This window comes from Gilliamella sp. wkB171 (assembly GCF_001693755.1).
Taxonomy (GTDB): Bacteria; Pseudomonadota; Gammaproteobacteria; order Enterobacterales; family Orbaceae; genus Gilliamella; species Gilliamella apicola_F.
On record NZ_LYST01000039.1, the window covers coordinates 205060 to 228422 of the forward strand.

At 36.1% G+C, this 23363-nt stretch carries 19 protein-coding genes, 1 tRNA gene and 1 CRISPR repeat array; of the genes, 11 read left to right on the forward strand and 9 right to left on the reverse strand.

Translation table 11 applies throughout. From position 1 onward, the window contains the following. Nucleotides 1–12: 12 nt before the first annotated feature. The 6 genes from asnA to allC all read right to left on the reverse strand — a co-directional run bounded on the left by asnA (nucleotide 13) and on the right by allC (nucleotide 8346). Nucleotides 13–1005, reverse strand: a complete 993-nt coding sequence (gene asnA, locus A9G03_RS05935) for an aspartate--ammonia ligase (protein ID WP_065634164.1) — start codon at nucleotides 1003–1005, stop codon at nucleotides 13–15. A gap of 775 nt (nucleotides 1006–1780) precedes the next feature. Beyond that, a CRISPR array of direct repeats spans nucleotides 1781–2348; the repeat unit is 29 nt; unit sequence GTTCACTGCCGTGTAGGTAGTTTAGAAAA. Nucleotides 2349–2660: 312 nt separating this feature from the next. Continuing rightward, the gene (gene allD / locus A9G03_RS05940) at nucleotides 2661–3710 is read right to left on the reverse strand and encodes an ureidoglycolate dehydrogenase (protein ID WP_065634163.1); all 1050 of its coding nucleotides are present in this window, start codon (nucleotides 3708–3710) and stop codon (nucleotides 2661–2663) included. 41 nt (nucleotides 3711–3751) lie between these two features. Further along, complete coding sequence (locus tag A9G03_RS05945) at nucleotides 3752–4654, reverse strand: carbamate kinase (RefSeq protein ID WP_065798679.1); 903 nt, start codon at nucleotides 4652–4654, stop codon at nucleotides 3752–3754. Between the two features lie 284 nt (nucleotides 4655–4938). Continuing rightward, complete coding sequence (allE, locus tag A9G03_RS05950) at nucleotides 4939–5718, reverse strand: (S)-ureidoglycine aminohydrolase (protein WP_065798680.1); 780 nt, start codon at nucleotides 5716–5718, stop codon at nucleotides 4939–4941. Between the two features lie 138 nt (nucleotides 5719–5856). Next, a complete protein-coding gene (locus A9G03_RS05955; protein ID WP_065798681.1) occupies nucleotides 5857–7107 on the reverse strand; it encodes an MFS transporter in 1251 nt (416 codons plus the stop codon). Between the two features lie 12 nt (nucleotides 7108–7119). Next, the gene (gene allC / locus A9G03_RS05960; RefSeq protein ID WP_065798682.1) at nucleotides 7120–8346 is read right to left on the reverse strand and encodes an allantoate deiminase; all 1227 of its coding nucleotides are present in this window, start codon (nucleotides 8344–8346) and stop codon (nucleotides 7120–7122) included. Nucleotides 8347–8828: 482 nt separating this feature from the next. Between allC and fdrA the strand changes: the two genes are divergently transcribed. The 8 genes from fdrA to A9G03_RS06000 all read left to right on the forward strand — a co-directional run bounded on the left by fdrA (nucleotide 8829) and on the right by A9G03_RS06000 (nucleotide 17563). Next, nucleotides 8829–10496: an acyl-CoA synthetase FdrA gene (fdrA, locus tag A9G03_RS05965; protein ID WP_065798683.1), complete on the forward strand. Its 1668-nt coding sequence runs from the start codon at nucleotides 8829–8831 to the stop codon at nucleotides 10494–10496. A gap of 14 nt (nucleotides 10497–10510) precedes the next feature. After that, nucleotides 10511–11767, forward strand: coding sequence for a DUF1116 domain-containing protein (locus A9G03_RS05970; protein WP_065798684.1), 1257 nt, complete (start codon nucleotides 10511–10513; stop codon nucleotides 11765–11767). 99 nt (nucleotides 11768–11866) lie between these two features. Further along, the gene (locus tag A9G03_RS05975; RefSeq protein ID WP_065634181.1) at nucleotides 11867–12724 is read left to right on the forward strand and encodes a DUF2877 domain-containing protein; all 858 of its coding nucleotides are present in this window, start codon (nucleotides 11867–11869) and stop codon (nucleotides 12722–12724) included. 3 nt (nucleotides 12725–12727) lie between these two features. Beyond that, a complete protein-coding gene (gene allS / locus A9G03_RS05980; protein ID WP_065634182.1) occupies nucleotides 12728–13651 on the forward strand; it encodes an HTH-type transcriptional activator AllS in 924 nt (307 codons plus the stop codon). Between the two features lie 56 nt (nucleotides 13652–13707). Continuing rightward, nucleotides 13708–14943 (forward strand): pyridoxal-phosphate-dependent aminotransferase family protein, encoded by a 1236-nt coding sequence (locus A9G03_RS05985; RefSeq protein ID WP_065798685.1) that lies wholly within the window; start codon nucleotides 13708–13710, stop codon nucleotides 14941–14943. Nucleotides 14944–15297: 354 nt separating this feature from the next. After that, entirely contained in the window at nucleotides 15298–16080 is a 783-nt protein-coding gene (locus A9G03_RS05990; protein ID WP_065798686.1) for a basic amino acid ABC transporter substrate-binding protein, read from the forward strand. A 12-nt stretch (nucleotides 16081–16092) separates the two neighbouring features. After that, nucleotides 16093–16854 carry an amino acid ABC transporter permease gene (locus A9G03_RS05995; protein WP_065634185.1) on the forward strand — a complete coding sequence of 254 codons (762 nt, stop codon included), beginning with the start codon at nucleotides 16093–16095 and terminating at the stop codon, nucleotides 16852–16854. After that, the gene (locus tag A9G03_RS06000) at nucleotides 16841–17563 is read left to right on the forward strand and encodes an amino acid ABC transporter ATP-binding protein (RefSeq protein ID WP_065798687.1); all 723 of its coding nucleotides are present in this window, start codon (nucleotides 16841–16843) and stop codon (nucleotides 17561–17563) included. The genes A9G03_RS05995 and A9G03_RS06000 overlap by 14 nt, the downstream gene beginning before the upstream one ends. A gap of 123 nt (nucleotides 17564–17686) precedes the next feature. Here the strand turns inward: A9G03_RS06000 and fabB are convergent, their stop codons facing one another. Beyond that, nucleotides 17687–18898 carry a beta-ketoacyl-ACP synthase I gene (fabB, locus tag A9G03_RS06005; protein WP_065634187.1) on the reverse strand — a complete coding sequence of 404 codons (1212 nt, stop codon included), beginning with the start codon at nucleotides 18896–18898 and terminating at the stop codon, nucleotides 17687–17689. Between the two features lie 303 nt (nucleotides 18899–19201). Here fabB and A9G03_RS06010 point away from each other — a divergent pair, with 303 nt between their 5' ends. Then, nucleotides 19202–20467 carry a putative DNA modification/repair radical SAM protein gene (locus tag A9G03_RS06010; protein WP_065634188.1) on the forward strand — a complete coding sequence of 422 codons (1266 nt, stop codon included), beginning with the start codon at nucleotides 19202–19204 and terminating at the stop codon, nucleotides 20465–20467. 3 nt (nucleotides 20468–20470) lie between these two features. Then, nucleotides 20471–21274: a TIGR03915 family putative DNA repair protein gene (locus A9G03_RS06015; RefSeq protein ID WP_065634189.1), complete on the forward strand. Its 804-nt coding sequence runs from the start codon at nucleotides 20471–20473 to the stop codon at nucleotides 21272–21274. 60 nt (nucleotides 21275–21334) lie between these two features. Here the strand turns inward: A9G03_RS06015 and A9G03_RS06020 are convergent, their stop codons facing one another. Continuing rightward, entirely contained in the window at nucleotides 21335–22093 is a 759-nt protein-coding gene (locus A9G03_RS06020; RefSeq protein ID WP_065634190.1) for an MlaA family lipoprotein, read from the reverse strand. 126 nt (nucleotides 22094–22219) lie between these two features. Here A9G03_RS06020 and A9G03_RS06025 point away from each other — a divergent pair. Further along, nucleotides 22220–22291: transfer RNA gene (locus A9G03_RS06025), tRNA-Arg, on the forward strand. Between the two features lie 356 nt (nucleotides 22292–22647). Here A9G03_RS06025 and A9G03_RS06030 read toward each other — a convergent pair. Then, the gene (locus tag A9G03_RS06030; RefSeq protein WP_065634191.1) at nucleotides 22648–22896 is read right to left on the reverse strand and encodes a hypothetical protein; all 249 of its coding nucleotides are present in this window, start codon (nucleotides 22894–22896) and stop codon (nucleotides 22648–22650) included. Nucleotides 22897–23363: the final 467 nt, after the last annotated feature.

A 23363-nucleotide genomic window follows, 5' to 3' on the forward strand; every position in this document is an offset into this window, starting at 1 on the left:
GATGTATTTTGGCTATAGCAAATTCGCATAACTTTGTTTGGTTTTTTCATCCCAAACACTTGCTTGTACTTGCCCAATATGTTTTAGTTGTAACAACAGCATGACTAATCGAGATTGGCCAATACCACCACCAATAGTTTGTAATAACTCACCATTGACTAATGCTTGATGCCAAGCTAATTGTAAACGAGTTTCATCATGAGTGATCTTAAGTTGACGTTTCAACGCTTCAGGATCGACGCGAATGCCCATTGATGAAATTTCAAATGCACTATTTAATGCTGGATTCCAAACTAAAATATCGCCATTCAAGCCTTTAGAACCCATTTCATTATCACTACTCCAATCATCATAATCGGGTGCACGGGCATCGTGTTTTTCGTTATTAGATAAATAGCCACCAATACCAATTAAAAATACAGCGCCCAGCTCTTTAGTAATTGCATTTTCACGCTCTTTTGGTGATAAGTTAGGGTAACGTTTTAACAGTTGTTCACTATCCATAAATGTAATGGATTCCGGCAAAAAGCGTGAAAGGTGATATTTTTCTGATACGGCTTTTTCTGTTGCTTTAATCGCTGAATAGATCTTTTCAACTGTTTGTTTTAGGTAAGTAAGAGTACGATCTTTTGGACTTATTACTTTTTCCCAATCCCATTGATCGACAAATACGGAATGAATTGGTGAAAGCTGATCTTCATCAGGTCGTAACGCTTTCATATTAGTATATAAACCTTCACCCACAGCAAAATGGTGATCAGTTAATACTTTACGCTTCCATTTTGCTAAAGAGTGAACGACTTCAAATTGTGCATTAGCAATCGTTTTAACTTTAACCTGAACAGCTTTTTCTGTACCAGATAAATTATCTTGAATACCATCACCAACTTGACTTAATAATGGTGCTTGCACTTCAATCAGGGATAAATTTTCGGCTAACTGATCAGCAAAAAAATGTTTCACAAAGCTTATTCGTTGTTGTTGTTCTTTGAATGATATCGTCATGTTTACTCTCTAATTATTGTCAATTTGTGTATGTAAATTAAACTAGAAAAAAGAAATATGCAAGTTTCAATACGGTAAAAATAGATACAAATAGCGTTGAATACATCTCTCAACTTTATTGATTATTATAATTATTATCTATTTAGTGATAACTGCTGATTAAAAAGAACGTTAATACAAAAATTGAACAATTTAGTGGGTGGCATTTTTAAGTCAGCAACCAAGTCGATGAAACTAGGATGTTGATCAGTTTAAGGTAACTATCTGTAAAAACGGATATTTTATTTCAAAATAATTATTATTTAATGATATTATCAGGATAATAAACGTTGAAATCAACCCTCCAAGGGGATTGATACCTGTTATTTTTTATATAATCAACTGATGACAATTGCACAATTGTTTCTTGGATAATGCTAAATATCAATGCTCTGCGTGTATAACTTATTTTATATATCATCGGTCATTTTTTATATCGTAGATTACAAGATAATTAAACCTGTCAGCATTGCTAAACAGCAATTCTCATGACTGAATTTATATTGAGTATCAAGCTATGGATATTTTGCCTAAAAACTTCGCGACAAAGCTGTTTATAAACTCACAATTGAATGCTAACGCGTATACGACTAACCCTTTTACCAACCCTTTTTTTTCACCAGATATAAAAAATAATAAAATCAATATATTACAAAGCACATAAAAAAAAGGGTTTTTTAGTAGCAAAACATCATTTACCTTTCTGCCAACAACAGTTATAGTGGTTTAGATTCTAGTTCACTGCCGTGTAGGTAGTTTAGAAATTGTTAGACTGACTTCGTATTCAGTCTTAAGGTTCACTGCCGTGTAGGTAGTTTAGAAAACCAAACTCGCTTATAACTCGTATATCAATGAGTTCACTGCCGTGTAGGTAGTTTAGAAAAGTCGGTGTAGGCTTACCCGCTTATGCATACTGTTCACTGCCGTGTAGGTAGTTTAGAAAATGATCACTTGCATGGGGAGTTGATTGTAACGGTTCACTGCCGTGTAGGTAGTTTAGAAAATTACTAACTTGGTAATCAAGAAAAAGCCGATGTTCACTGCCGTGTAGGTAGTTTAGAAAAAATATCGAGCGACAATTGTTGGCTTTACAGAGTTCACTGCCGTGTAGGTAGTTTAGAAAACAGCCAACATATGTCATGAACATAAACCCTGGTTCACTGCCGTGTAGGTAGTTTAGAAAAAGTGTCAACATGATAACGACTGTTGCTAGAGGTTCACTGCCGTGTAGGTAGTTTAGAAAACACACGGCAATTAACAACAAGAGATCACTTAGTTCACTGCCGTGTAGGTAGTTTAGAAATCGCTAGAACTGTTCGAAATTTTCGGGTGCTCGTTCACTGCCGTGTAGGCAGAAGTAATGTTTAGTCTTGAAATTGTGATATTTTGCAAGGCTATCTTTTATTCGTGATATATTGCTCTTGATTGGTTAATAAATACCAGAAGATTTTCAGTTAATAATTATTGCTGATAGTTGGTTAATTTGTTTATAAAACGATAGAACTAAGTTTTTATATTCGTTTTGGTTGACACCTGTAAAGCCGGTATCAACCTTGAATAAGCTAGGGTGTTCGCATGCGAACAATATTTTACTTATCTATGTCAGAAATTTGTGTTTACTCCGCAAATTTATTTTTATGATCATACCGGTTGTAGTGAATGTCATCACTAATCAAATAGTTATAAATGTCATCGACAATTTCGATACCATTTTTTAGGTAGTCTGCTTCACGTTTTTTGCCACGTTCACCAGGAAAGAATACTTGGCTATTGCCTTTAGCGGGTTTGACATTTTTTAATTGATCGAGCATCGAAGACATAGTTTGTTTGAATATTTCAAGACCGATAAAATATTCTGGGTTAATGACAATATGTAAATGCCCAAGATCGCGTCCTTTGGATAGGTCTGCATACATTGAAGAGACATTTTTACCAAAAGGCAAGCCTAGTAATATCCCCGATAAGATATCAACCATCATCATCAAACCATAACCTTTTGCGTCAGCAATCGGTAATAAAGCATTGACTTTATGAGGATCGGTAGTTGGTTCACCGTGCTCATCAACAGCCCATGTTGGCGGAATAGGAGCGCCTTTGGAGCGTGCGTAAAGTACTTTACCCCAAGCTTGTACCGTAGTTGCCATATCAAATGATACAACTCGCTCATCGGCCGTTGGGGCTGCAAATGCAATAGGATTGGTACCAAAAAATTCTTCGGCTCCACCATAGGGCACAGCCATTGGATCTGATTGACACATTGAAATGGCAACTAAATTTTGTGCAGCTGCCATTTCGGTAAAGTAACACAGTGATCCACTGTGTGACATACGGCGTATACCGACGACCGCTACACCATTCTTCTTCGCCATTTCAATGGCTTTATCCATGCCAACTTTGGCTGCAACCAAACCACAGCCATTATCAAAATCGAGAATAGCGCTCGCTGGACCTGTTTCTTTATAAGTGATGTTAGGATTAACGGTCATGCCACCTTTGGCAATACGCTCTGCATAGTATTCAACTCTTACAGCACCATGTGAATGAATGCCTCGGGCATCAGCAAAAGCTAATGCATCGGCAGCGATGTTTGCATGTTCCTGACTTAAACCGGCTTTATGCATTTTATTCGCGATTAGATCATGTAATGTTTTTTTGTCAACTCGCATAGTAAACTCTCCCAAATATATGTTTTGCCTGTTTGGCTATATTATTTTGTAATGATTGTACCTTTAGTACCCGCTAATAAAGACTCTATATCCGTTAGATTACCGATGTATGCCTTGTTACTGGTTTTTTCAACAAATTCAATGACAGATTTGACTTTAGGGCCAATAGCACCATCATCAACTGCAAGCGGTTTTAATCGTTCTGTATTAACATGATGTAATGGCGTTTGTTGTGGGGTTCCCCAATTTTCATATACCGCATCAGCATCAGTTAAAATCATTAAGTGATCGGCTTTTAATTGTATGGCAAGTTGCGCTGCACTGTGATCTTTGTCGATAACCGCTTCTATACCTTGATATCCAAGTTGATTTTTAATGACAGGTATACCACCGCCACCATTACAAATGACAATAGTGTCTTTGTTAAGTAATTGTTTAATGGTGTCAATTTCAAGAATCTTTTGCGGTTTGGGGGACGGCACCACTCGACGTAGATATTGTCCATCTTGTTTAAAATGCCAACCATATTGTGCTTGTAACTGTTGTTGTTGCGCTGGTTGATATACTGGCCCTATATACTTGGTTGGATCTTCAAAAGAAGGGTCAATGGGATCAACTTCAACTTGGGTTAGCACGGTGACAACATTTTTAACATGTTCGTGTTGCTGTAAACTGCGACCTATCATATACCCGAGCATACCTTGCGTTTGGGAAACCAGAATATCGAGTGGATAGGCAGGAACCTGTGTATAAGCCGCATTTTGTAGTGCTAATAAACCTACTTGTGGGCCGTTGCCATGCACAATCACTAAATGATATTTTCCCGCTAGTTTTGCGATAAGCTGGGTTGTAGCATCAATGTTTCGATATTGATTCTCTATTGATAGTGGTTCATTTCGTTTAGAAATTGCATTGCCGCCTAATGCAATAACAATCAGTTCCATATGATATCCTTGATCACTTATTAAAATTGCTTATTGTTTTAAAGTATTAATACATTTACTCGCTATTAACTGCGTTTTCTTGTTAATATTGAGCTAATCAAATGCGGTAATACCACTGATTTTTTGTCACTGTCCGAATAAGAAAGTGACCTAGTTTTTAATAATGCATTTACCTGCTTGGTTATTCATGGATTCGCTTTATTCGTCTATCGATATTGTTTTGGTAACTGTAGTTGCTTAACTCAGCTCACGATTTGGCTTGAGAAACAAAATAGTACGTTGCATTAAATTTCGACATCACGATGGCAATCTTTTGAATAAATATAACTTAATGGCTCTTTACCCACGGCATAACAAGCTTGCAATGCATAAGCGCCCATAAAAATATAATCATCTTTTTTGACCGGTATCCACTCATTGTCAAGCAAGTACATACCTTCACCACTGAGTAAATATGCGCCATGTTCCTGAACATGAGTTTCAATATAGCCATGACTTGCACCCGGTTGGAAAGTTAAAATATGAAAATTCATATCAAAGCCAAGTTCTTTTGGTAGTAAGTCTTGTACAAATACATTATCCATCTTCTCATAATGAATATTTTCCAGATTAATAACATGGTTCGAAACGATTCGAGCTTGGTGTCCATCGAGTGGGGTATAACGTCTTTTGTACAAGAATAGGCGAGATGAGCTGGTCATATTTTGTAAATAAAGTTTTACTCCACAAGGACAGTAAAGGTAGCCGCCTGTTTGTAAATGAAACGATTGTTGATCGGCTTTAGCGGTTATTTCACCTTGAATAACATAGACAAAAACTTCAAGATCTTTACCACCAAATCCTTGTAGGTTATTGCCATCTTTATGCATGGTGACTAAATAATCAACAAATGATGCGCCCAATTTAGGTGTCGATAAAATAGTGATGTCACAATTATCAAATCCAGGAATGATATTTTTTACCAATCCATCAGGCGGAATGAGCGCGTAATTTTGTCGTTTAATAATTGCTCTTGATGCTAATAAGTCTTTTGGGTAACCTGTGTTGTTATTGATATATCCCATAATTATCTCCTTGGAACATATTGATTTTTTATTTCGGCTGACTATTTTTTAGGTAATACAATAGTGCGCCGTTGAAAACAGCCTAGTTTTAGAAAAATGTGTTTTGCCGATCATAAATATAATGATCGGCACAGATTATTAATTGTTATTCGCGCTTTTATGCATGTTAAGAAGGAAGAACAGCACGGTTGCAATAATTAAGATAGCAATTGCCACGTAAAATCCGGTAATTTTGGTGCCGGTAAAATCTGCTAAATAACCTGTTAATGGGGGAGCGATAACAGACGAGCTCATACCAAAAAAGTTAAATACGCCAAACGAAGTGCCATAATTAGTTTTAGGGGCAGTTTCGGCAACATGTGAAATCAGAATTGGTTCTACAGTCAATTTACCAAATAAACCGTAAAAAATTAATCCAGCGAGTAAGAAAGTTATCGTTGCTGATTGTACTGTAGTTAGTAATGTTGCTGCGGCGATTAGTTCAAGAGCAATGATAAATAATAGGCGTTTGTTTCTATATTTATCAGAAATTTTACTGATGATTAGTGCACCTGGAATTGCTGCAAATGCAACTAAAGAAGATGCAGATCCAATACTACCACCAGTAAAACCACGTTCTGTTTCAAGAAAGTTAGGTAACCAACTGACAATCATATAATAACCATAGCATGTGGCAAAATACATGATATACGATGCAACCATTCGGCTACTAAAAAAGCTATGTGATGTTTGTGATTCTACTTGTTGAGTAGCGGTTGTTTTGATGATATTGTCATTTTGTTTTGCTTGTTTAATTTTAGATTGTTCTTTGATGATAATTGCAAAACCCGCAACTAAACAGAGCAACAATGCAGCAATAATGTATAACATGTATTGCCATGGCATGCCTAATGATTTGACTAAAAAGCTCGTTGCTAACAAACTAATCCCCATACCTAAAGCCGAGCCGGTATTGATGATTGCCGATGCGAAACCGCGGTGCTCTGACGGAATATTTTCAGCTGAAAGTGACCACGCAGAACCATAATAAGAACCACAGCCTAAACCAGCAAGTAAACTACCAATATAGATCATTGTGATTGAATGAGCATTACCGATGATTAATGCTGCAATAGTGAAGAGTAAAAAGCCGGGGATGACTACCGCTTTTTTACCAAACTTATCAACTAACATACCTGCGGGTATTTGCATTGCGGTGTAGGCGAAGAAGTAACAACTGGCAATGAGTCCAAGTGCAGTATTGGATTGTGGTCCTATAGTTTGTTGGACTTCTGGAAAAATCGCGGTTAATACTGGGCGATAAATCCACATAACGGTCCAACCTAGGCATAATAATACAACGATTTTATGCCAATATTTAATTCCACCCGTTTTTTCTATTATGGTCATGTTAATTCCTTATTATTCTTGATAAGCTAATTTATATAGGGCGTGCGTGAGTGCTTTAATGCCTTCTACTAAATCTTTTGTATCTGTATCTTCAGCCGGATTGTGGCTAATACCTTTAATACTTGGCACAAATAACATTGCTGTAGGCACACGTGGAGCAAATATTTGTGAATCATGACCCGCTCCGCTGTGCATTACTCGATAACTGAGTTTTTCTTCCTTACATATCTGTTCTAACATTTTGATTAGCTTGTTATCCATCGGAATTGGATCTTCATCCATCCAGCGATTAATTTCGATTTCAAGTCCAAGTTCGTTGGCGATACGCAGCATATCAGCTTCGATCTCTTCCGTGAATTGAACTAACTGGGCTTTATTCGTATGACGGCAATCCATAGTGAATAATACTTCACCGGGTACAACATTGACCACATTCGGTTTGGGTTCTACGTGACCAAAAGTAAGCACAAGTGGATCCCCAACTTTGATTGCTTTGTTAATTGATTCATTACAGATTCGACTAAATGCATACACCGCATCTTTACGATATCCCATAGGCGTTGTACCGGCGTGATTGGCTTCACCAATTAATCGAATGTTATAACGTCGTTGACCCACAATACTTGTCACAACACCAATACTTTTTTGTTCTTTTTCTAAAACGCCACCTTGTTCGATATGAATTTCTAAAAACGCTTTAATATTGTTGCGTGCAGGTTGAGTATTGAATTTAAATCCACATGTTTGCATGGCATCAACAAATTTTATGCCTTCGCTGTCTTGTATTGTTTCAACATCATGATGATTAGCGATAGCAAATACATTTTTACTGCCCCAAAAGACGTAAGGAAAGCGGCTACCTTCTTCTTCTGCCATCGAGATTAACTCTAATGTGCGTAAAGGTTGCCCATAGTTTTCTTTCAGGTATTGCATTGCAAGTAAAGCCGCTATAATGCCTAACTGTCCATCAAGTTTGCCACCGTTTACTACGGTATCAACATGCGAACCTGACATGATAACTTCATCTTTGTATTTACTGCCTTCAAATCGTCCATATAAGTTTCCAATGTCGTCAAAATAGCTATGCATGCCGATTTCAGTCATTCTTTGTTTGAGTGCATTTTGGGCAGCGAGCCATTCGGCGCTATAGAGCAGGCGCGTTGTACCACCTTGTTTTAATCCACCAAAGCTAGATATCCAGTCTACTGCGTTAGCAACATCATCATATAAGATATTCATGTGTATTTACCTGTTGTTCAACTTGTTACTGTCATTAAGTGTATTTGTATATAATGAAACACATTAAAAGTTAATTTGTCATCTACCATACTATTAATAGCAAATAATAATGTGATCAAACTAGCTTTTTTAATTTTTTAAAATTTAATTAAATTAATGAATTGGTATTATAAAAAATTTTTTAATAATCATTTATGTTGCTGATTTTAATATGTTTTATTTTTTATAATTAATCGTCAATTTGTGACATCCAACCTACTTATTCACTATTTTTTACGTAATATATAAATACAATCTGTAAATTAGATGTGATAGTGTCTTACTATTTATTGTTATTAATCAGAATAATTTAAAACGGGTAACAGGATGCACCTGTAAAATCAATCATTCCCGTCTGTGAAACTATCTCAATAAGTAATAAGTGAGTATCTGTCTATATCTAAACAGAACTTAATTTTTTCATAACTGAAAGGCCAAGTCTCATGATTCAATCTTTTATAAAAAAAGGTAGCTTTCAAGATTCAGTTAGTTTAATGCTAATTTCAAAAAAACTCAGTAATCTTGATGAAGTTGATGAAGTTTCCGTCATGATGGGTACCCCAGCCAATAAGTCGCTGCTTACTGCAACCGGTTTTTGGGATGATATGTTTAATCAAGCAACACCCAATGATATTTGTGTGGCTATTAAAACTCATGATAATTCTTGTAATGTGGTGGAGTTGATTAGTGAACAATTAGAAGATGCGTTAAAAAATATTGCACAGCAACAGCAAGGTGGGAGTAAATTACTTAAAGCAAGACGTTTTGCTAGCGCAAATCAAAAATTGCCTGATGCTAATTTGGTGCTTATTTCTATAGCGGGTGAGTATGCTGCTGGATTGGCTGAACAAGCTTTGGATGATAACAAAAATGTGATGATATTTTCGGATAATGTCTCTCTTGATGATGAAATTCGCTTGAAAACCAAAGCGTCAGAAAAAGATTTGATTGTAATGGGACCGGACTGCGGTACAGCCATTATTGCTGGTGCGCCTTTAGCTTTTGCCAATGTCATTGCGAAGGGAAATATTGGCGTAATTGGTGCATCTGGAACAGGTATCCAAGAAGTTATTTCACAAATTGCCTTATTAAATCAGGGGATTACTCAAGCTATTGGTTTGGGTGGGCGGGATTTATCTCAAGAAGTCGGTGGTATTAGTGCATTAACTGCCTTAGATATGCTAGCTGCGGATCAGGCAACACAGGTGATCACGTTTATTTCTAAGCCGCCGGCGGAGAGTGTGCGTAAAAAAGTGATTTCTGCCATGAAGTTGATTAACAAACCAATTGTCGCAATATTTTTAGGTTCTAACATAGATAAACCACAAGATGAAAATATTTATTTTGCCCGAACGTTGGATGAAGCGGCGCGATTATCATGTTTATTAGGTAAAGTAGAAGCAAGTGCAAGTGAATTAAGTCATGCGGAACATCGTTCTATTTTAGGTTTATATACTGGGGGCACATTAGCTTCAGAAGCGGCTATGTTACTTGCTCTCGAGCTTGGCTTAACGGTTTGCAAAAATCATGATAAAGGCATCATGTTAGATCAAAACGGTCATAAGATAATTGATCTTGGTGATGATTTTTATACTGTAGGTCGCCCACATCCAATGATTGATCCTTCAATTCGTGAACAAGAAATTTCTCAGTTAGGTGATAACACAAGTGTTGGTGTTCTATTATTGGATTTGGTTATTGGCTATGGCGCTAATACTAACCCTGCCGAATCCATTATTACGGGTTATCAAAAAGCGTGTGCTAAACGTGCAGCTGATAATCCTTTAATTGCGATTGTTACTGTAACCGGTTCTGAGCAAGATCCACAATGCCGTAGCAAGCAGATTGATGCCTTAAAAGCTGCCAATATCGTGGTGATGGACAATTTACCGGAAGCAATTTTATTGGCAAAAAAACTCATTTCACCGTTAAAGCAAATACGTTCGTTAAAACAGTACCCATTACTTGATCATATTAGTGTGATTAATGCCGGTCTTAGAAGCTTTGCTGAAGATCTTCAAGCATCGAATGTACCTGTTGTGCATTATCAATGGGCACCAATAGCGGGCGGTAATCAAAAATTAGCGGCTATTTTGAAGAAATTAAATTAAGAGGTTTTGACAATATGAATACATCAATAAATGAAGCAAACCAAGCTATTATTGAACGAATTAAAGCGGCTAGGCCTCATTGGATTGGCGTAGTTGCAGCAAAAGAAGCGGTACCGACGTTAGCACAAGGACAAAAATTACTGCATGCTGGGCCACCTATTGTTTGGCATGATATGACAGGACCAATGCAAGGTGCTTGTATTGGTGCTTGTTTATTTGAAGGTTGGGCGAAAGATGAAAATGAAGCTTTACAGTTATTACAGTCAGGTAAAGTAGAATTTATTCCTTGTCATTCAGTTAATGCCGTCGGTCCAATGGGTGGAATTACCTCTGCTAATATGCCAATGGTTGTTGTTGAAAATGTTACTCATGGTAACCGAGCATACTGTAATTTGAACGAAGGTATTGGTAAAGTCATGCGCTTTGGTGCTTATGGTGAAGAAGTCTTAAATCGCCATCGTTGGATGAAAGAATCATTAGGCCCAGCATTAAATGATGCACTTAAATTATTTGATAAAGGCATTGACTTAACCGCATTGATGGCGCAAGCCATTACTATGGGAGATGAATTTCACCAACGTAATATTGCTGCTTCTGCATTATTATTACGCACGTTGTCACCAAAATTAGCTGTACTTAAACGTAGCCAAGAAGAGATGGCAAAAATCTTTGATTTTTTAAGTGTTACAGATCAATTTTTCTTAAATGTAGCTATGGCTTTTTGTAAATCCGTAATGGATAGTGCCGCCCAGATTCAAGCTGGGACAATTGTTACCGCGATGACACGTAATGGTAAAGATTTTGGTATTAAAGTTAGTGGCCTTGGTGATCAGTGGTTTACCGCTCCAGTAAATACACCTCAAGGCCTATTTTTTACCGGTTATTCACAGCAAGATGCCAATCCCGATATTGGTGACAGTGCTATAACTGAAACTTTTGGTATAGGTGGTGCTGCAATGGTTGCTGCGCCAGGTGTTACACGATTTGTAGGTGCAGGTGGTGCTGATGTTGCGTACGAGGTATCAGAGGAGATGAGTGAAATATTTTTAGAACATAACATGCTATTTCAAATACCATCTTGGAATTTTCAGGGGTGCTGTATGGCATTAGATATACGCCGCATTGTTGAAACCGGAATTACGCCATTAATCAATACCGGTATTGCTCATAAAAAGGCAGGCATTGGTCAAATTGGCGCAGGAACAGTGCGTGCACCATTAGCCTGTTTTGAAAAAGCATTAGAAGCACTGGCTAAAAAGCTCGAAGTATAATTTATGAATATGATGCATGCTAATTGCAATCGATTAAATCAACATATTGATAATCGCTTAATAAACACGTGTTTTACTCTGAATAATCGGTACAGTTGCATGTTATCGAATCAAAATTACTTACATAAAATTAGGCCTTTGCTTGTTAGTGCTCATGCGCCAACAATCGAAGGTGCTTTATCGTTATTTAGCTTACATCAGCACACGATTAATTTAATTAATACTCATCAGCAGTTAATTACGCTTCATCGATATGCAAGTGGCATATCACCAATGGGGTGGGTGCTTAAATCTGAAGATTTTGATTATATTAAATCAGTTTTATTAAACAATGAATTCAAAATAGATCAACTACTAAATGGTGATTTGGTTTGCGGTGATATTTTAATCATGAATCATACTCATCAATGTCATTTGCAAATCAAACGTTATGAAAAGCTGAGCTTCAATAAACAGTCCATTGTACAGCTATTACAACAAGTCGATTATCCGACCGGATTGTTTGGCAATTTGAAAGATAATATTATAGATAAATCGGCACCACAACTTGATTTATTGTGTGATAAAATTAAACAATTGATGGATGGACAGGTTGTTGACATTACACCGTTTATAGGTTTAGGTCCAGGTTTAACACCTAGTATGGATGATATTTTAGTGGGTCTTCTCGCGATCATTTCAAGCGATGTTCGTTTTGTCGGTAAATTAAGTCAACTAAAGCATGGCTTGTCAGCTTTATCTTTCAATTCTTTGACAACGTTAATTAGTGCATCTTTTCTCAATTATGCGTTAGAAGGTAAGTTTTCGTTATTAGTACTACAGATGGTTAAGGCACTTAACCAAAATAGGTTAGATCATTCATCAATAGATAAATTATTAAATTATGGTCATACCTCTGGTGCCGATCTTTTACTTGGTATGTGGTTAGGCATTGATCGTTTTATTTTAGAGGGTTGAATCATGTTAGATACTGAAACAATGCGAACATTTACCAAAGTCGTTGAATGTAATAGTTTTTCAAAGGCGGCTAAGTTGCTTTATAAAACACCAGCAGCAATTAGTTATCGCATTAAATCATTAGAAACTGACTTAAATACCCAATTATTTGAACGGACCACGCGATCGGTTTCGCTTACCTTAGCAGGTCAGCACCTTTATGAACATTGTAGTCAATGGTTACTTTGGTTATCGACCATGCCCGATGAGCTTCAGCAAATCCGAGATGGTGTTGAGCGTAAAGTCAATGTAACGATTAATAATTTATTATATGATGTTGATGCCGTCACAGAATTGTTGGCGCATTTAAAAGAGAAATTTCCTTTTACCAATTTTAACTTTACTCGCCAAGTTTATATGGGCGTTTGGGATTCATTATTGCATGGTGAATGCCATCTTGCGATTGGCGCCACCGGTACTGAATCGTTAGATAATATGATCAATATTCTTCCATTAGGCGAGGTAAGTTGGATTTTTGTTGCCGCTAAAAATCATCCGGTAACCCAAATTGAGGGGCCACTATCTAATGAATCATTACGAAAATTCCCAGCCATTAATGTTGAAGATACTTCAGTACATATGAATAAACGCGTAGCTTGGTTATTACCGAGTCAATCAGAGATTATTGTCCCGAATATTTCAACCAAATTAGCTTGTCATTTAAAAGGTCTTGGCATCGGATTTTTACCAAAATCGATTTGCCAACCCTATTTAGATTCAGGCGATTTAATTGCTTGCCAAGTGGTTAACGAACGAAAACCCTCTCCATTATCACTTGCTTGGAAAAAATCACATATGGGCAAGGTTATGAGTGAAGTTGTTAATTTATTTAAATTTCATCATCCTATAGCAAATAATTTTTTAAAAAATATTGATAAAAAACGATAAGTCACTATGCAGTGTGATTATTGAAATAATTAAATATAAATAAAGGAAAAAAATAAATGTTAGACCTAAACAAATATGATCAAATTAATCCGCCTACGCGGTTGCTTATGGGTCCTGGTCCAATTAACGCAGATCCACGCGTGACAAGAGCAATGGCTGCTCCATTAATTGGTCAATTTGATCCTGTTATGACTGATTATATGAATCAAACCATGGAACTTTATCGAGACATTTTTAAAACTAAAAATGAACAAACATTTGTTATCGATGGTACCGCTCGTGCCGGTATCGAAGCGGTGCTTGTTTCTACCATTCGTCCTGGTGATAAAGTTTTAGTGCCTGTTTTTGGTCGTTTCGGTTTATTACTTTGTGAAATAGCACATCGTTGTCGAGCAGATGTGCATACCATTGAAGTTCCATGGGGTGAAGTTTTTGATCCAAACGTGATTGAAGATGCCATTAAAAAAATTAAACCTCGATTATTACTTTGCGTACAAGGTGATACCTCAACGACATTGTTGCAACCGTTAGATAAAATTGGTGAAATTTGTCGTCGACATGGCGTATTATCTTATGTTGATGCCACTGCATCTATTGTTGGTAATGAACTTGAAGTCGATAAATGGCAGTTAGATGGGGTATCGGTCAGCTTACAAAAATGTCTTAGTGGACCTCCAGGTGTTGCACCCTTAACGTTAAGTCCACAAATGGTTGATATCATTCAAGCACGTAAATGTGTGGAATTGGGTATTCGAGTAGATGGCGATAGCAGTGGTAGTGACGAAATTATTTATTCTAACTATTTTGATATTGACATGATCATCCGTTATTGGGGGGCTGAACGGATCAATCATCATACTGAAGCAACATCGATGCTTTATGCTGCGAGAGAATGTGCACGCATTGTTTTACAAGAAGGATTAGATAACGTTATTGAGCGTCACCGTGTTAATGGTGCGGCAATGGTTGCAGGATTGCAAGCTATGGGACTTGAGCTATTTGGTGATATTTCTCATAAAATGAATAATGTGGTTGGTGTTAAAAAACCAGAACATATTAATGATCTAGAGGTCCGCAACCTAATGTTAAATGATTTTGGTATCGAAATTGGCGCATCTTTTGGTCCACTTAAAGGTAATGTATGGCGTATTGGTACTATGGGATACAACGCTAGAAAGCAATGTGTAATGCAAACGTTAACCGCATTTGAAGCTGTCTTAAACCGTGTAGGCTTTAAAACAACCCAAGGTGCTGGATTACAGGCCGCTTGGGATATCTATCAGAATCATTAATCAATCAATAGTATGATAATAAGCTCACATTTGTGAGCTTTTTTATGTTTAGCTCTACTTTATTTAATACTAAAAAATGAGTTTAACAGTAGTCAAAATAAATCATTAAAACAATATATTAATAACATAATGTTTTTAAACAATTTTTAATTGAGTTAACATAGTTGTAATGCAGTAACAAAGCGTTGGTTGTGCTAGAAAATTTTTTGCTAGTAATTGTGGTGAATCAGCAAAAAAACGCAGTACTCTATTATAACTATTAACGTTATTTGTTATTACGCTCTAATATAGTGTTGCAATATTTTGTTCAAAAGTTATTATATTTTCCCCATTTATTTCAAGGCAGGATAGACAATGATCAAATCTTTTTTTTCACTAATTTTAAGTATTGTTATTTTATTAACAACCAGTTATTCGTATGCAGATGATGCAACTTATGTAGTCGGCGCGGGCGGTACATATCGACCATTTGAGTACGAAAATAGCGCAAAACAACTTGAAGGGTTTGATATCGATTTAATTAAAGCCATTGCAGATGTTCAACATTTTAAAATTAAATTAATTAATACACCATGGGAAGGTATTTTTGCTACCTTAGATAATGGTGAGCGCGATATTATCATTTCAGGTATTACGATTACCGAAAAACGTAAAAATTCTGTTGATTTTTCTTTACCTTATTTTCCTGCTGAGCAAGTTATTGTGACTCAAAAAGGGTCGAAAATAACATCTATCGCTGATTTGAGCTCTCATACTGTTGGTGTTGTTAATGGTAGTACAGCTGATGTGGTTGTATCTAAAGTATTAGGAAAAAACAGTACGTCAATTAAACGTTTTGATAACACACCTTTGTTACTGCAAGAATTATATGAAGAAGGCATTAATGCTGCTATTGGCGATGTTGGTGTAGTTAAGTTTTATATCAAAATGCATCCCGGTAAAGAGTTTAATCTGATTTCTGATCAAAATTTTGAGCCGCAATATTTTGGTATCGCTGTTGCAAAAGGTAATGATAAATTGCGCAATATGATTAACCAAGGACTGAAAAAAATTATCGATAATGGCACTTATGCCAACATTTATTCAAAGTGGTTTGATAATAATGTTCCAACTTTACCTTTAACCGATAAAGAATAATGTGGATTTTTTATGGCGTTTAATTGGGAAATAATTAATGAATACTTGCCCTTATTTATAGAAGGGGCAAAAATGACTATTGAATGTACGCTGTTTTGTGTCGTTTTAGGCACATTATGGGGATTATTGCTCGGTATTGGTCGCACGGCTTCAGCAAAATATGGGGTTTGGAAATATACATTATATTTTTGTGTACAATGGCCGGTTAGAATATATGTTAGTGCTTTTCGTGGTACGCCATTATTTGTGCAAATTATGGTCGTTCACTTTGTTCTTATGCCTTTGTTAATTAACCCACGAGATGGTTTGCTTGTATCTGATAACTTGATTTCGGTTGATACCGCTCGCTTTCTACGATCTCAATATGGTGCTTTCATTTCATGTGTTACAGCCATTACTTTAAATGCTGGTGCTTATATATCAGAAATTTTTAGGGCAGGGATTCAGTCGATTGATAAAGGACAAATGGAAGCTGCGCGTTCATTAGGTATGGGATATGGCAGTACCATGCGAAAAGTGATTTTACCCCAAGCTTTTCGGCGAATGTTGCCACCGCTAGGTAATAATGCCATTGCTATTTTGAAAGATTCTTCCCTTGGTGCAGCTATTGGTCTGGCTGATTTAGCTTTCGCTGCAAGAACTTCTGGTGCGGCTTATGGCTCATATACTGAGCCCTACCTAGTCATATCTTTGGTTTATTGGATAATGACATCCTTACTCTCGTTACTGGTAAAATATTTAGAAAAAAGGTTGAGCAAAAGTGATTCACATTAAAAATCTACAAAAGCAATTTGGTGATATCCATGTGTTACGTGGTATTTCGTGTGATATTCAAGAAAAAGAAGTGATCTCGGTAATTGGTCCGTCTGGTTCAGGTAAAAGCACTTTTTTACGATGTATCAATGGATTGGAAGATATTACATCCGGTGAAATTGAAGTTAATGGTTTTAAAGTGCACGATCCTAAAACCAATATTAATCAATTACGAGAATCAGTAGGGATGGTGTTTCAGCGCTTTAATCTTTTTCCACATATGACAGTGCTGGAAAATCTTATTTTAGCACCTAGAGACGTGAAAAAGATGCCCAAAGATCTCGCGATTAGCAAAGCAGAGAAATTGTTAACCAAAGTCGGGTTGATTGATAAGATTGATGCTTATCCAAGTCAACTTTCCGGTGGTCAACAGCAGCGTGTGGCTATTGCTAGAGCGCTTATGATGGATCCAAAAGTAATGTTATTTGATGAACCAACTTCGGCGCTTGATCCCGAATTAGTAGGTGAAGTGTTAGCGGTGATGAAATCACTTGCGCAAGAGGGCATGACAATGATTGTTGTGACTCATGAAATGGGCTTTGCTAAAGAAATGTCTACTCGGGTGATTTTTATTGATCAGGGCATTATTCAAGAACAGGGTTCACCCGATCAAATCTTCAATCATCCACAAAATGAACGAACACAGTTATTTTTGAGTAAAGTTCTATAAAACTTGAAAATAAACGCTTTAAAAGTGATTTGATAATTTTATTTACGCTTATCTATCGCTACCTTAAATAAAAAACCGTTCTAATTTGAACGGTTTTAGTTTATTTTTTAACAATCAGTTAGATTATGCTTTATATTTTTTCATCACAATTGAAGCATTAGTTCCACCAAAACCAAAACTATTTGACATAACCGTTGTCAATTCACGTTCAGTCGGTTCAGTAATGATATTCATACCAATAGCGGCTTCATCAAGTTCATCAATATTAATGCTTGGTGTAATAAAACCATGCTCTAGCATTAATAGTGAATAAATTAACTCTTGTGCACCGGTGGCGCTTAATGAGTGACCTGTCATTGACTTTGTAGAAGAAATAGCTGGAATATTGTCTCCAAACACTTGTTTGATTGCCCAAAGCTCTTTAACATCACCAACTGGTGTTGAAGTACCATGAGTATTGATATAATCAACAGGAACGTCTAAATCTTGAATAGCAAGCTGCATACAACGCATTGCACCCTCACCAGATGGTGCAACCATGTCATAACCATCCGAAGTCGCACCATAACCGACTAGTTCACCATAGATATGTGCACCACGTGCAAGCGCATGTTCTAACTCTTCAACAACTACCATACCCGCTCCACCTGCGATAACAAAACCATCACGGTTTGCATCATAGGCTCTAGATGCTTTTTCTGGCGTATCATTATATTTGGTTGAAAGGGCACCCATTGCATCAAATTCGCAAGACATTTCCCAACAGAGTTCTTCACCACCACCAGCAAAAACAACATCTTGTTTGCCCAATTGAATTAATTCAGCTGCATGACCAATACAGTGCACTGATGTTGCACAAGCAGAAGTCATGGAATAACTTACCCCTTTAATCTTAAATGGTGTGGCTAAACATGCAGAAATTGCCGATGACATTGATTTTGTTACCGCATAAGGGCCTACTCCACGTAATCCTTTTTCTTTCATGCCTGCAACGACATTATATTGCGTTTTTGTTGAACCACCATAACCGGCAATTAGACCAGTGCGAGGATTTGATACTTGTTCAGGGGTTAATTTGGCATCTTCTATAGCTTGTTGTAAAGCTAAATAACCATAAATAGAAGCATCATTCATAAAGCGAACAATTTTACGATCGATTAATCCTGTTGTATCTAATTTAACATTTCCACATACATGGCTACGCATTCCGCTATCTTTCATTTCTTGTGAAAAAGTAATGCCGCTTCGACCTACTTTTAATGATTCTAGAACTTCTTTAGTATTGTTACCGATACTTGATAGAATACCTAACCCTGTAATTACAACACGTTTCATTTAATGCTTTACTCCTAAAATTATCTAGCTTCATATGAAAAATTGATGTGATTATAGCGTACACTTGTAAGCTGAACAATACCCCATTATCTATTTTATTTATGCTGATGAAAGATAATAATCCGTTTACATCACAAAGCGTGATTAATTTAGTACTTTTCATTCCGGTAGTTTATTCAATGACTATTATGAATTTTCTGATCTGATGAGGTGGATCAACCAAAATTATCCTTTATTAAATTGTTGCACACACTATTATAATCTTTATAATACTGTATATAAAAACAGTTATTGTGGTGTGATATGAACGACAAAATGATTAATAAACTTGAAATATTAGCAGAATCAGCTAAATATGATGTTTCTTGTGCTTCGAGCGGCAGTTCTCGATCAAATAAACATAAAGGTATTGGTAATGCTCATAGTCGAGGTATTTGTCATACTTTTACCGCCGATGGTCGATGTGTTGCATTGCTTAAAATTATGTTGACTAACTACTGTATGTTTGATTGTGCTTACTGTATTAATCGACAGAGCAATGATATTCCAAGGGCGGGTTTTACCCCGAAAGAGTTAGCCCAATTAACAATAGAATTTTATCGTCGTAACTATATAGAAGGGCTATTTTTAAGTTCCGGTATTGTTCGAAGCCCCGATCATACAATGGAAAAGATGATCAAAGTTGTTACCATTTTGCGTAAAGACTATGATTTCAATGGTTATATTCATATGAAAGCGATACCCGGAGCTAGCAATGATTTGATTAAACAAGCTGGATTACTGGTTGATCGAATGAGTGTTAATTTAGAAATTCCAACAGAAAAAAATCTTAAATTATTGGCACCAGACAAAGATCATCAAACCATTTATCAACCCATGCGCCATATCCAACAAAATTTATTGGAGAATGTGGAAGATCGTAAAAGAATAAAATCGACTCCTAAATTTGTACCCGCAGGACAAAGTACACAACTGATTATTGGTGCAACGGATGAATCGGATAATCAAATTTTACAATTGACCGCTAAGTTATATAAAAGACCCAGCATGAAGCGTGTTTACTATTCAGGATTTGTGCCAGTAAATAGCTATGATAAAAGATTGCCTGTCCTGCAAGAAGTGCCTAGGGTTCGCGAAAATCGATTGTATCAAGCTGACTGGCTTTTGCGTTTTTATGGTTTTGATGTGGATGAAATTGTAAATGACAGTTATCCGGATCTTGATTTGACGGTTGATCCTAAATTATCGTGGGCAATACGTAACCCACAATTTTTTCCGGTAGATATTAATTACGATAGTTATCAAAAAATTTTACGCGTTCCCGGCATTGGTGTTAAATCGGCCAAACTTATTGTTATGGCAAGGCGCCATCGAAAACTTAATTTAGAGGCACTTAAACGCATAGGGGTAGTTTTGAAGCGCGCGCAATTTTTTATTGTTTGTCATGAGATGCGAAAATTCAAGCTACTTGACTCTTCAGCTGAGTATATTCGTCTTTCTTTACAAGAACCACCTTTGTTAGAAGCAAAAGCCGCTTCTTTACCTCAGCAATTAGTAATGGGGTTTTAGTTAATGATAGTCTTTTATTATGACAAAACTTTTGAAGGGTTGCTTTGTGCCGTGTTTGACACATTCAAGTTAAAAAAAATGCCAGAGTGTTTATTGCTTGAAGGCGATGTAGCGCCCTTATTAGCGACAGAAACGCATGTAGTTGAATTTCGTAACAGCAAATGCGAACGGGTACAACTTGCACTCGAAAAAAAAATTTCAAAAATTGCGCTTAATCAGTTGTTGTATGTTTGGTTGTCAGAACTTCCTGAAAGTGACTTAATTATTTTGCGTTATATCTGTAAAGTTTTTCAATCAACACATTCAATTGAAACCGATTTTGGCGATCCTGATGTGCTAACTGTGCATGATATTGCTAAAAAAGTGAGTCGGGAAAAGCATCATTTAGTGCAGTTTGTGCGATTTAATGCGATAAACAATCCAATAAGCGTTTGTGAAAATAGTTTAAGTGAAAAAATTTATTTTGCGGTCATTGCACCAATTTATAATGCGTTACCCTTAGTGTTAAATTTTTTTCAAGATCGCTATGCGGATCAAAAATGGGCGATTTATGATGAGAAGCGGCAATATGGCTATTTTTATAATCTTGAAAAAATTGAACGAATATCGCTAGCTAATCATCAAGATATAGTTATTAACAGTATGATTAATCAAGACTATATGACTAAAGATGAACAACTATTTCAAACCATGTGGCTGCGTTATTGTAACGCGTTAACTATTAAAGAAAGAGTGAATCCTAAATTGCAACGTCAACAGATGCCAAAGCGATTTTGGCAATATCTACCTGAAATGAAAGGGAAATAAAAAACCGCCAATGCTAGTGGCGGTTTAATTATTTAATAATAATAACAATAACTATTATAACTATTGTGAATCGATATCATTAATAAAGCTGTTAATACTCTCTTCACGTTGTTGTTGCTTTTCTTCGTCCACTTTGCCGCCGGAGGCAATAAAGTCATTACGTTGGAAGTAAGCATTACGCATAAAATTGTATGGGTCATCACTATTTTTAATAAGATCTTCATATTGAATAGCGACTGCACGCGCTTCAATCCCGTCAAACACGCCACGAACTAAAGCCCATTGCCAATCTAACCAAACTAGTGGTGGATAGAGTGTATCAACTAATCCTCCACCTTCTTCACGTAATGTCGCTGAACCATAGAAAGGTAACACAACGTAAGGTCCATAAGGAACATCGTAGTGACCTAAAACATCACCAAAAGTGCGTTTATTGCCTTTTTGCAACTGTGGATCGACCATACTCGCAACATCAAAAAGACCAGCAACACCAAAAACAGTATTTAGAAAGAATCGAGCTAAATGTGTACCAGCCTTATGCACATCACCTTGTAAAAGGTTATTTACCATCGATGCTGGCTCGGAAAGGTTTGATGAAACATTAACTACGCCTTTTCGCATAGGGGTAGGGACATAATCTTTCCATACAACAGCGGCTGGGCGTAAAATATAGGGATCAAGCGCATAGTAGTTAACATTGAACATCGCTTTATTAAATCCTGATAATGGATCACTATAGGAATTGGTTTCTGGTTGATAAGTTGCACAACTAGTAAGCGCCATTACAGAAAACATCATGCCAACGATTCTTTTTTTCATAATATCTTCGACAAAATAATATAAGATTAGAGATGCTGCGATTGTATCATGTTTACTTAAAATAGAAAATTTTTCGTTATTTAATTGGTATTATTGATATAAATTTATTAAAATACACGCCGCTGTGACCTCATAGTTAAATGGATATAACGAGCCCCTCCTAAGGGCTAATTGCAGGTTCGATTCCTGCTGGGGTCAGATTTTGATAAGAATATAATGATTTTAAAAAGCGTTTTTATTGAAAGTTTTACGATAAAATCTAAATACAACCTCAATGACTGACTAAATTACATATTATCCTGTATTACAAGAAGTTATGGATAAAAAGCACTCAATATTGATTGGTTAGCCGAGCCTACTTTTTCTCTATTTTAATCCTTCAAAATACATCCTATAACTAAAATCGATCTGATTGAACAGTTATAGTATTAAGCATGAAATAGCTAAAAAATACCTATTTATTTGTTCAAGGATATTACTGTTATTTTTCGTCGCAATTTAAATTGTGACTTTTTATTAAGTTAAAACAGACGACTTAATTATCTAATTAATTATTATTTAACTCCAGGAAATGAATCAACATACTGAATAGTAAAATCAGGAAAAGAATCGACAATCTGTATTTTGTAATTTGGAAAACTATCGACTATTTTCCACTCTCCCGGTTTGTTTGCAAAACCATTCGTTTTTTTGACCCGCAGATCGGGAAAACTTTTCACGACTTTCACCCTGTAATCGGGGAATGAATCAACAAATTTTATTTTTCCATAGATTTTTGACACATCGGGTTTTGCCTGTAGCATAAATGGAATCAGAATTAATATAATTGTTTTGATAAATATTTTCATAAAATTTCCTTTAATTTATAAAGTAAGTGTCGATATCACTATATCTATTAATAAATATTATAATTAAAATATATCGAATTTGTTAATAAAGAAATTTTTGGCGTGAGGTTAAATTGCATTTAGTTAAATCAATAAATATCTGGTAATGATTTAGTTATCTTATTTATTTGGTTGTTGCTAAACGTAATTTAGATCTTTACAAAAGCCATTATGCATTTGTTTTTATCTTTTAATGAGTTTGGTATACAGTTCTAATTTTTATTAAGATATTGATATTATTAACATTGCTTCTTGGATTTTATCAATTTGTCTATTTTGAAAAGAGAGGACCTTTTTGATTGTTTGTAAGTTCTCATCGGATAAAGTTATGAACCGTCACTATGTTACCAACCTTAAACGGACTATTTAGCAATATACTACAT

What these genes read in the sequence shown, in the direction of transcription:
- asnA (WP_065634164.1), bottom strand. Translation starts at nt 1,005, where the DNA reads ATGACGATATCATTCAAAGAACAACAACAACGAATAAGCTTTGTGAAA.
- allD (WP_065634163.1), bottom strand. Translation starts at nt 3,710, where the DNA reads ATGCGAGTTGACAAAAAAACATTACATGATCTAATCGCGAATAAAATG.
- A9G03_RS05945 (WP_065798679.1), bottom strand. Translation starts at nt 4,654, where the DNA reads ATGGAACTGATTGTTATTGCATTAGGCGGCAATGCAATTTCTAAACGA.
- allE (WP_065798680.1), bottom strand. Translation starts at nt 5,718, where the DNA reads ATGGGATATATCAATAACAACACAGGTTACCCAAAAGACTTATTAGCA.
- A9G03_RS05955 (WP_065798681.1), bottom strand. Translation starts at nt 7,107, where the DNA reads ATGACCATAATAGAAAAAACGGGTGGAATTAAATATTGGCATAAAATC.
- allC (WP_065798682.1), bottom strand. Translation starts at nt 8,346, where the DNA reads ATGAATATCTTATATGATGATGTTGCTAACGCAGTAGACTGGATATCT.
- fdrA (WP_065798683.1), top strand. Translation starts at nt 8,829, where the DNA reads ATGATTCAATCTTTTATAAAAAAAGGTAGCTTTCAAGATTCAGTTAGT.
- A9G03_RS05970 (WP_065798684.1), top strand. Translation starts at nt 10,511, where the DNA reads ATGAATACATCAATAAATGAAGCAAACCAAGCTATTATTGAACGAATT.
- A9G03_RS05975 (WP_065634181.1), top strand. Translation starts at nt 11,867, where the DNA reads ATGTTATCGAATCAAAATTACTTACATAAAATTAGGCCTTTGCTTGTT.
- allS (WP_065634182.1), top strand. Translation starts at nt 12,728, where the DNA reads ATGTTAGATACTGAAACAATGCGAACATTTACCAAAGTCGTTGAATGT.
- A9G03_RS05985 (WP_065798685.1), top strand. Translation starts at nt 13,708, where the DNA reads ATGTTAGACCTAAACAAATATGATCAAATTAATCCGCCTACGCGGTTG.
- A9G03_RS05990 (WP_065798686.1), top strand. Translation starts at nt 15,298, where the DNA reads ATGATCAAATCTTTTTTTTCACTAATTTTAAGTATTGTTATTTTATTA.
- A9G03_RS05995 (WP_065634185.1), top strand. Translation starts at nt 16,093, where the DNA reads ATGGCGTTTAATTGGGAAATAATTAATGAATACTTGCCCTTATTTATA.
- fabB (WP_065634187.1), bottom strand. Translation starts at nt 18,898, where the DNA reads ATGAAACGTGTTGTAATTACAGGGTTAGGTATTCTATCAAGTATCGGT.
- A9G03_RS06010 (WP_065634188.1), top strand. Translation starts at nt 19,202, where the DNA reads ATGAACGACAAAATGATTAATAAACTTGAAATATTAGCAGAATCAGCT.
- A9G03_RS06015 (WP_065634189.1), top strand. Translation starts at nt 20,471, where the DNA reads ATGATAGTCTTTTATTATGACAAAACTTTTGAAGGGTTGCTTTGTGCC.
- A9G03_RS06020 (WP_065634190.1), bottom strand. Translation starts at nt 22,093, where the DNA reads ATGAAAAAAAGAATCGTTGGCATGATGTTTTCTGTAATGGCGCTTACT.
- A9G03_RS06030 (WP_065634191.1), bottom strand. Translation starts at nt 22,896, where the DNA reads ATGCTACAGGCAAAACCCGATGTGTCAAAAATCTATGGAAAAATAAAA.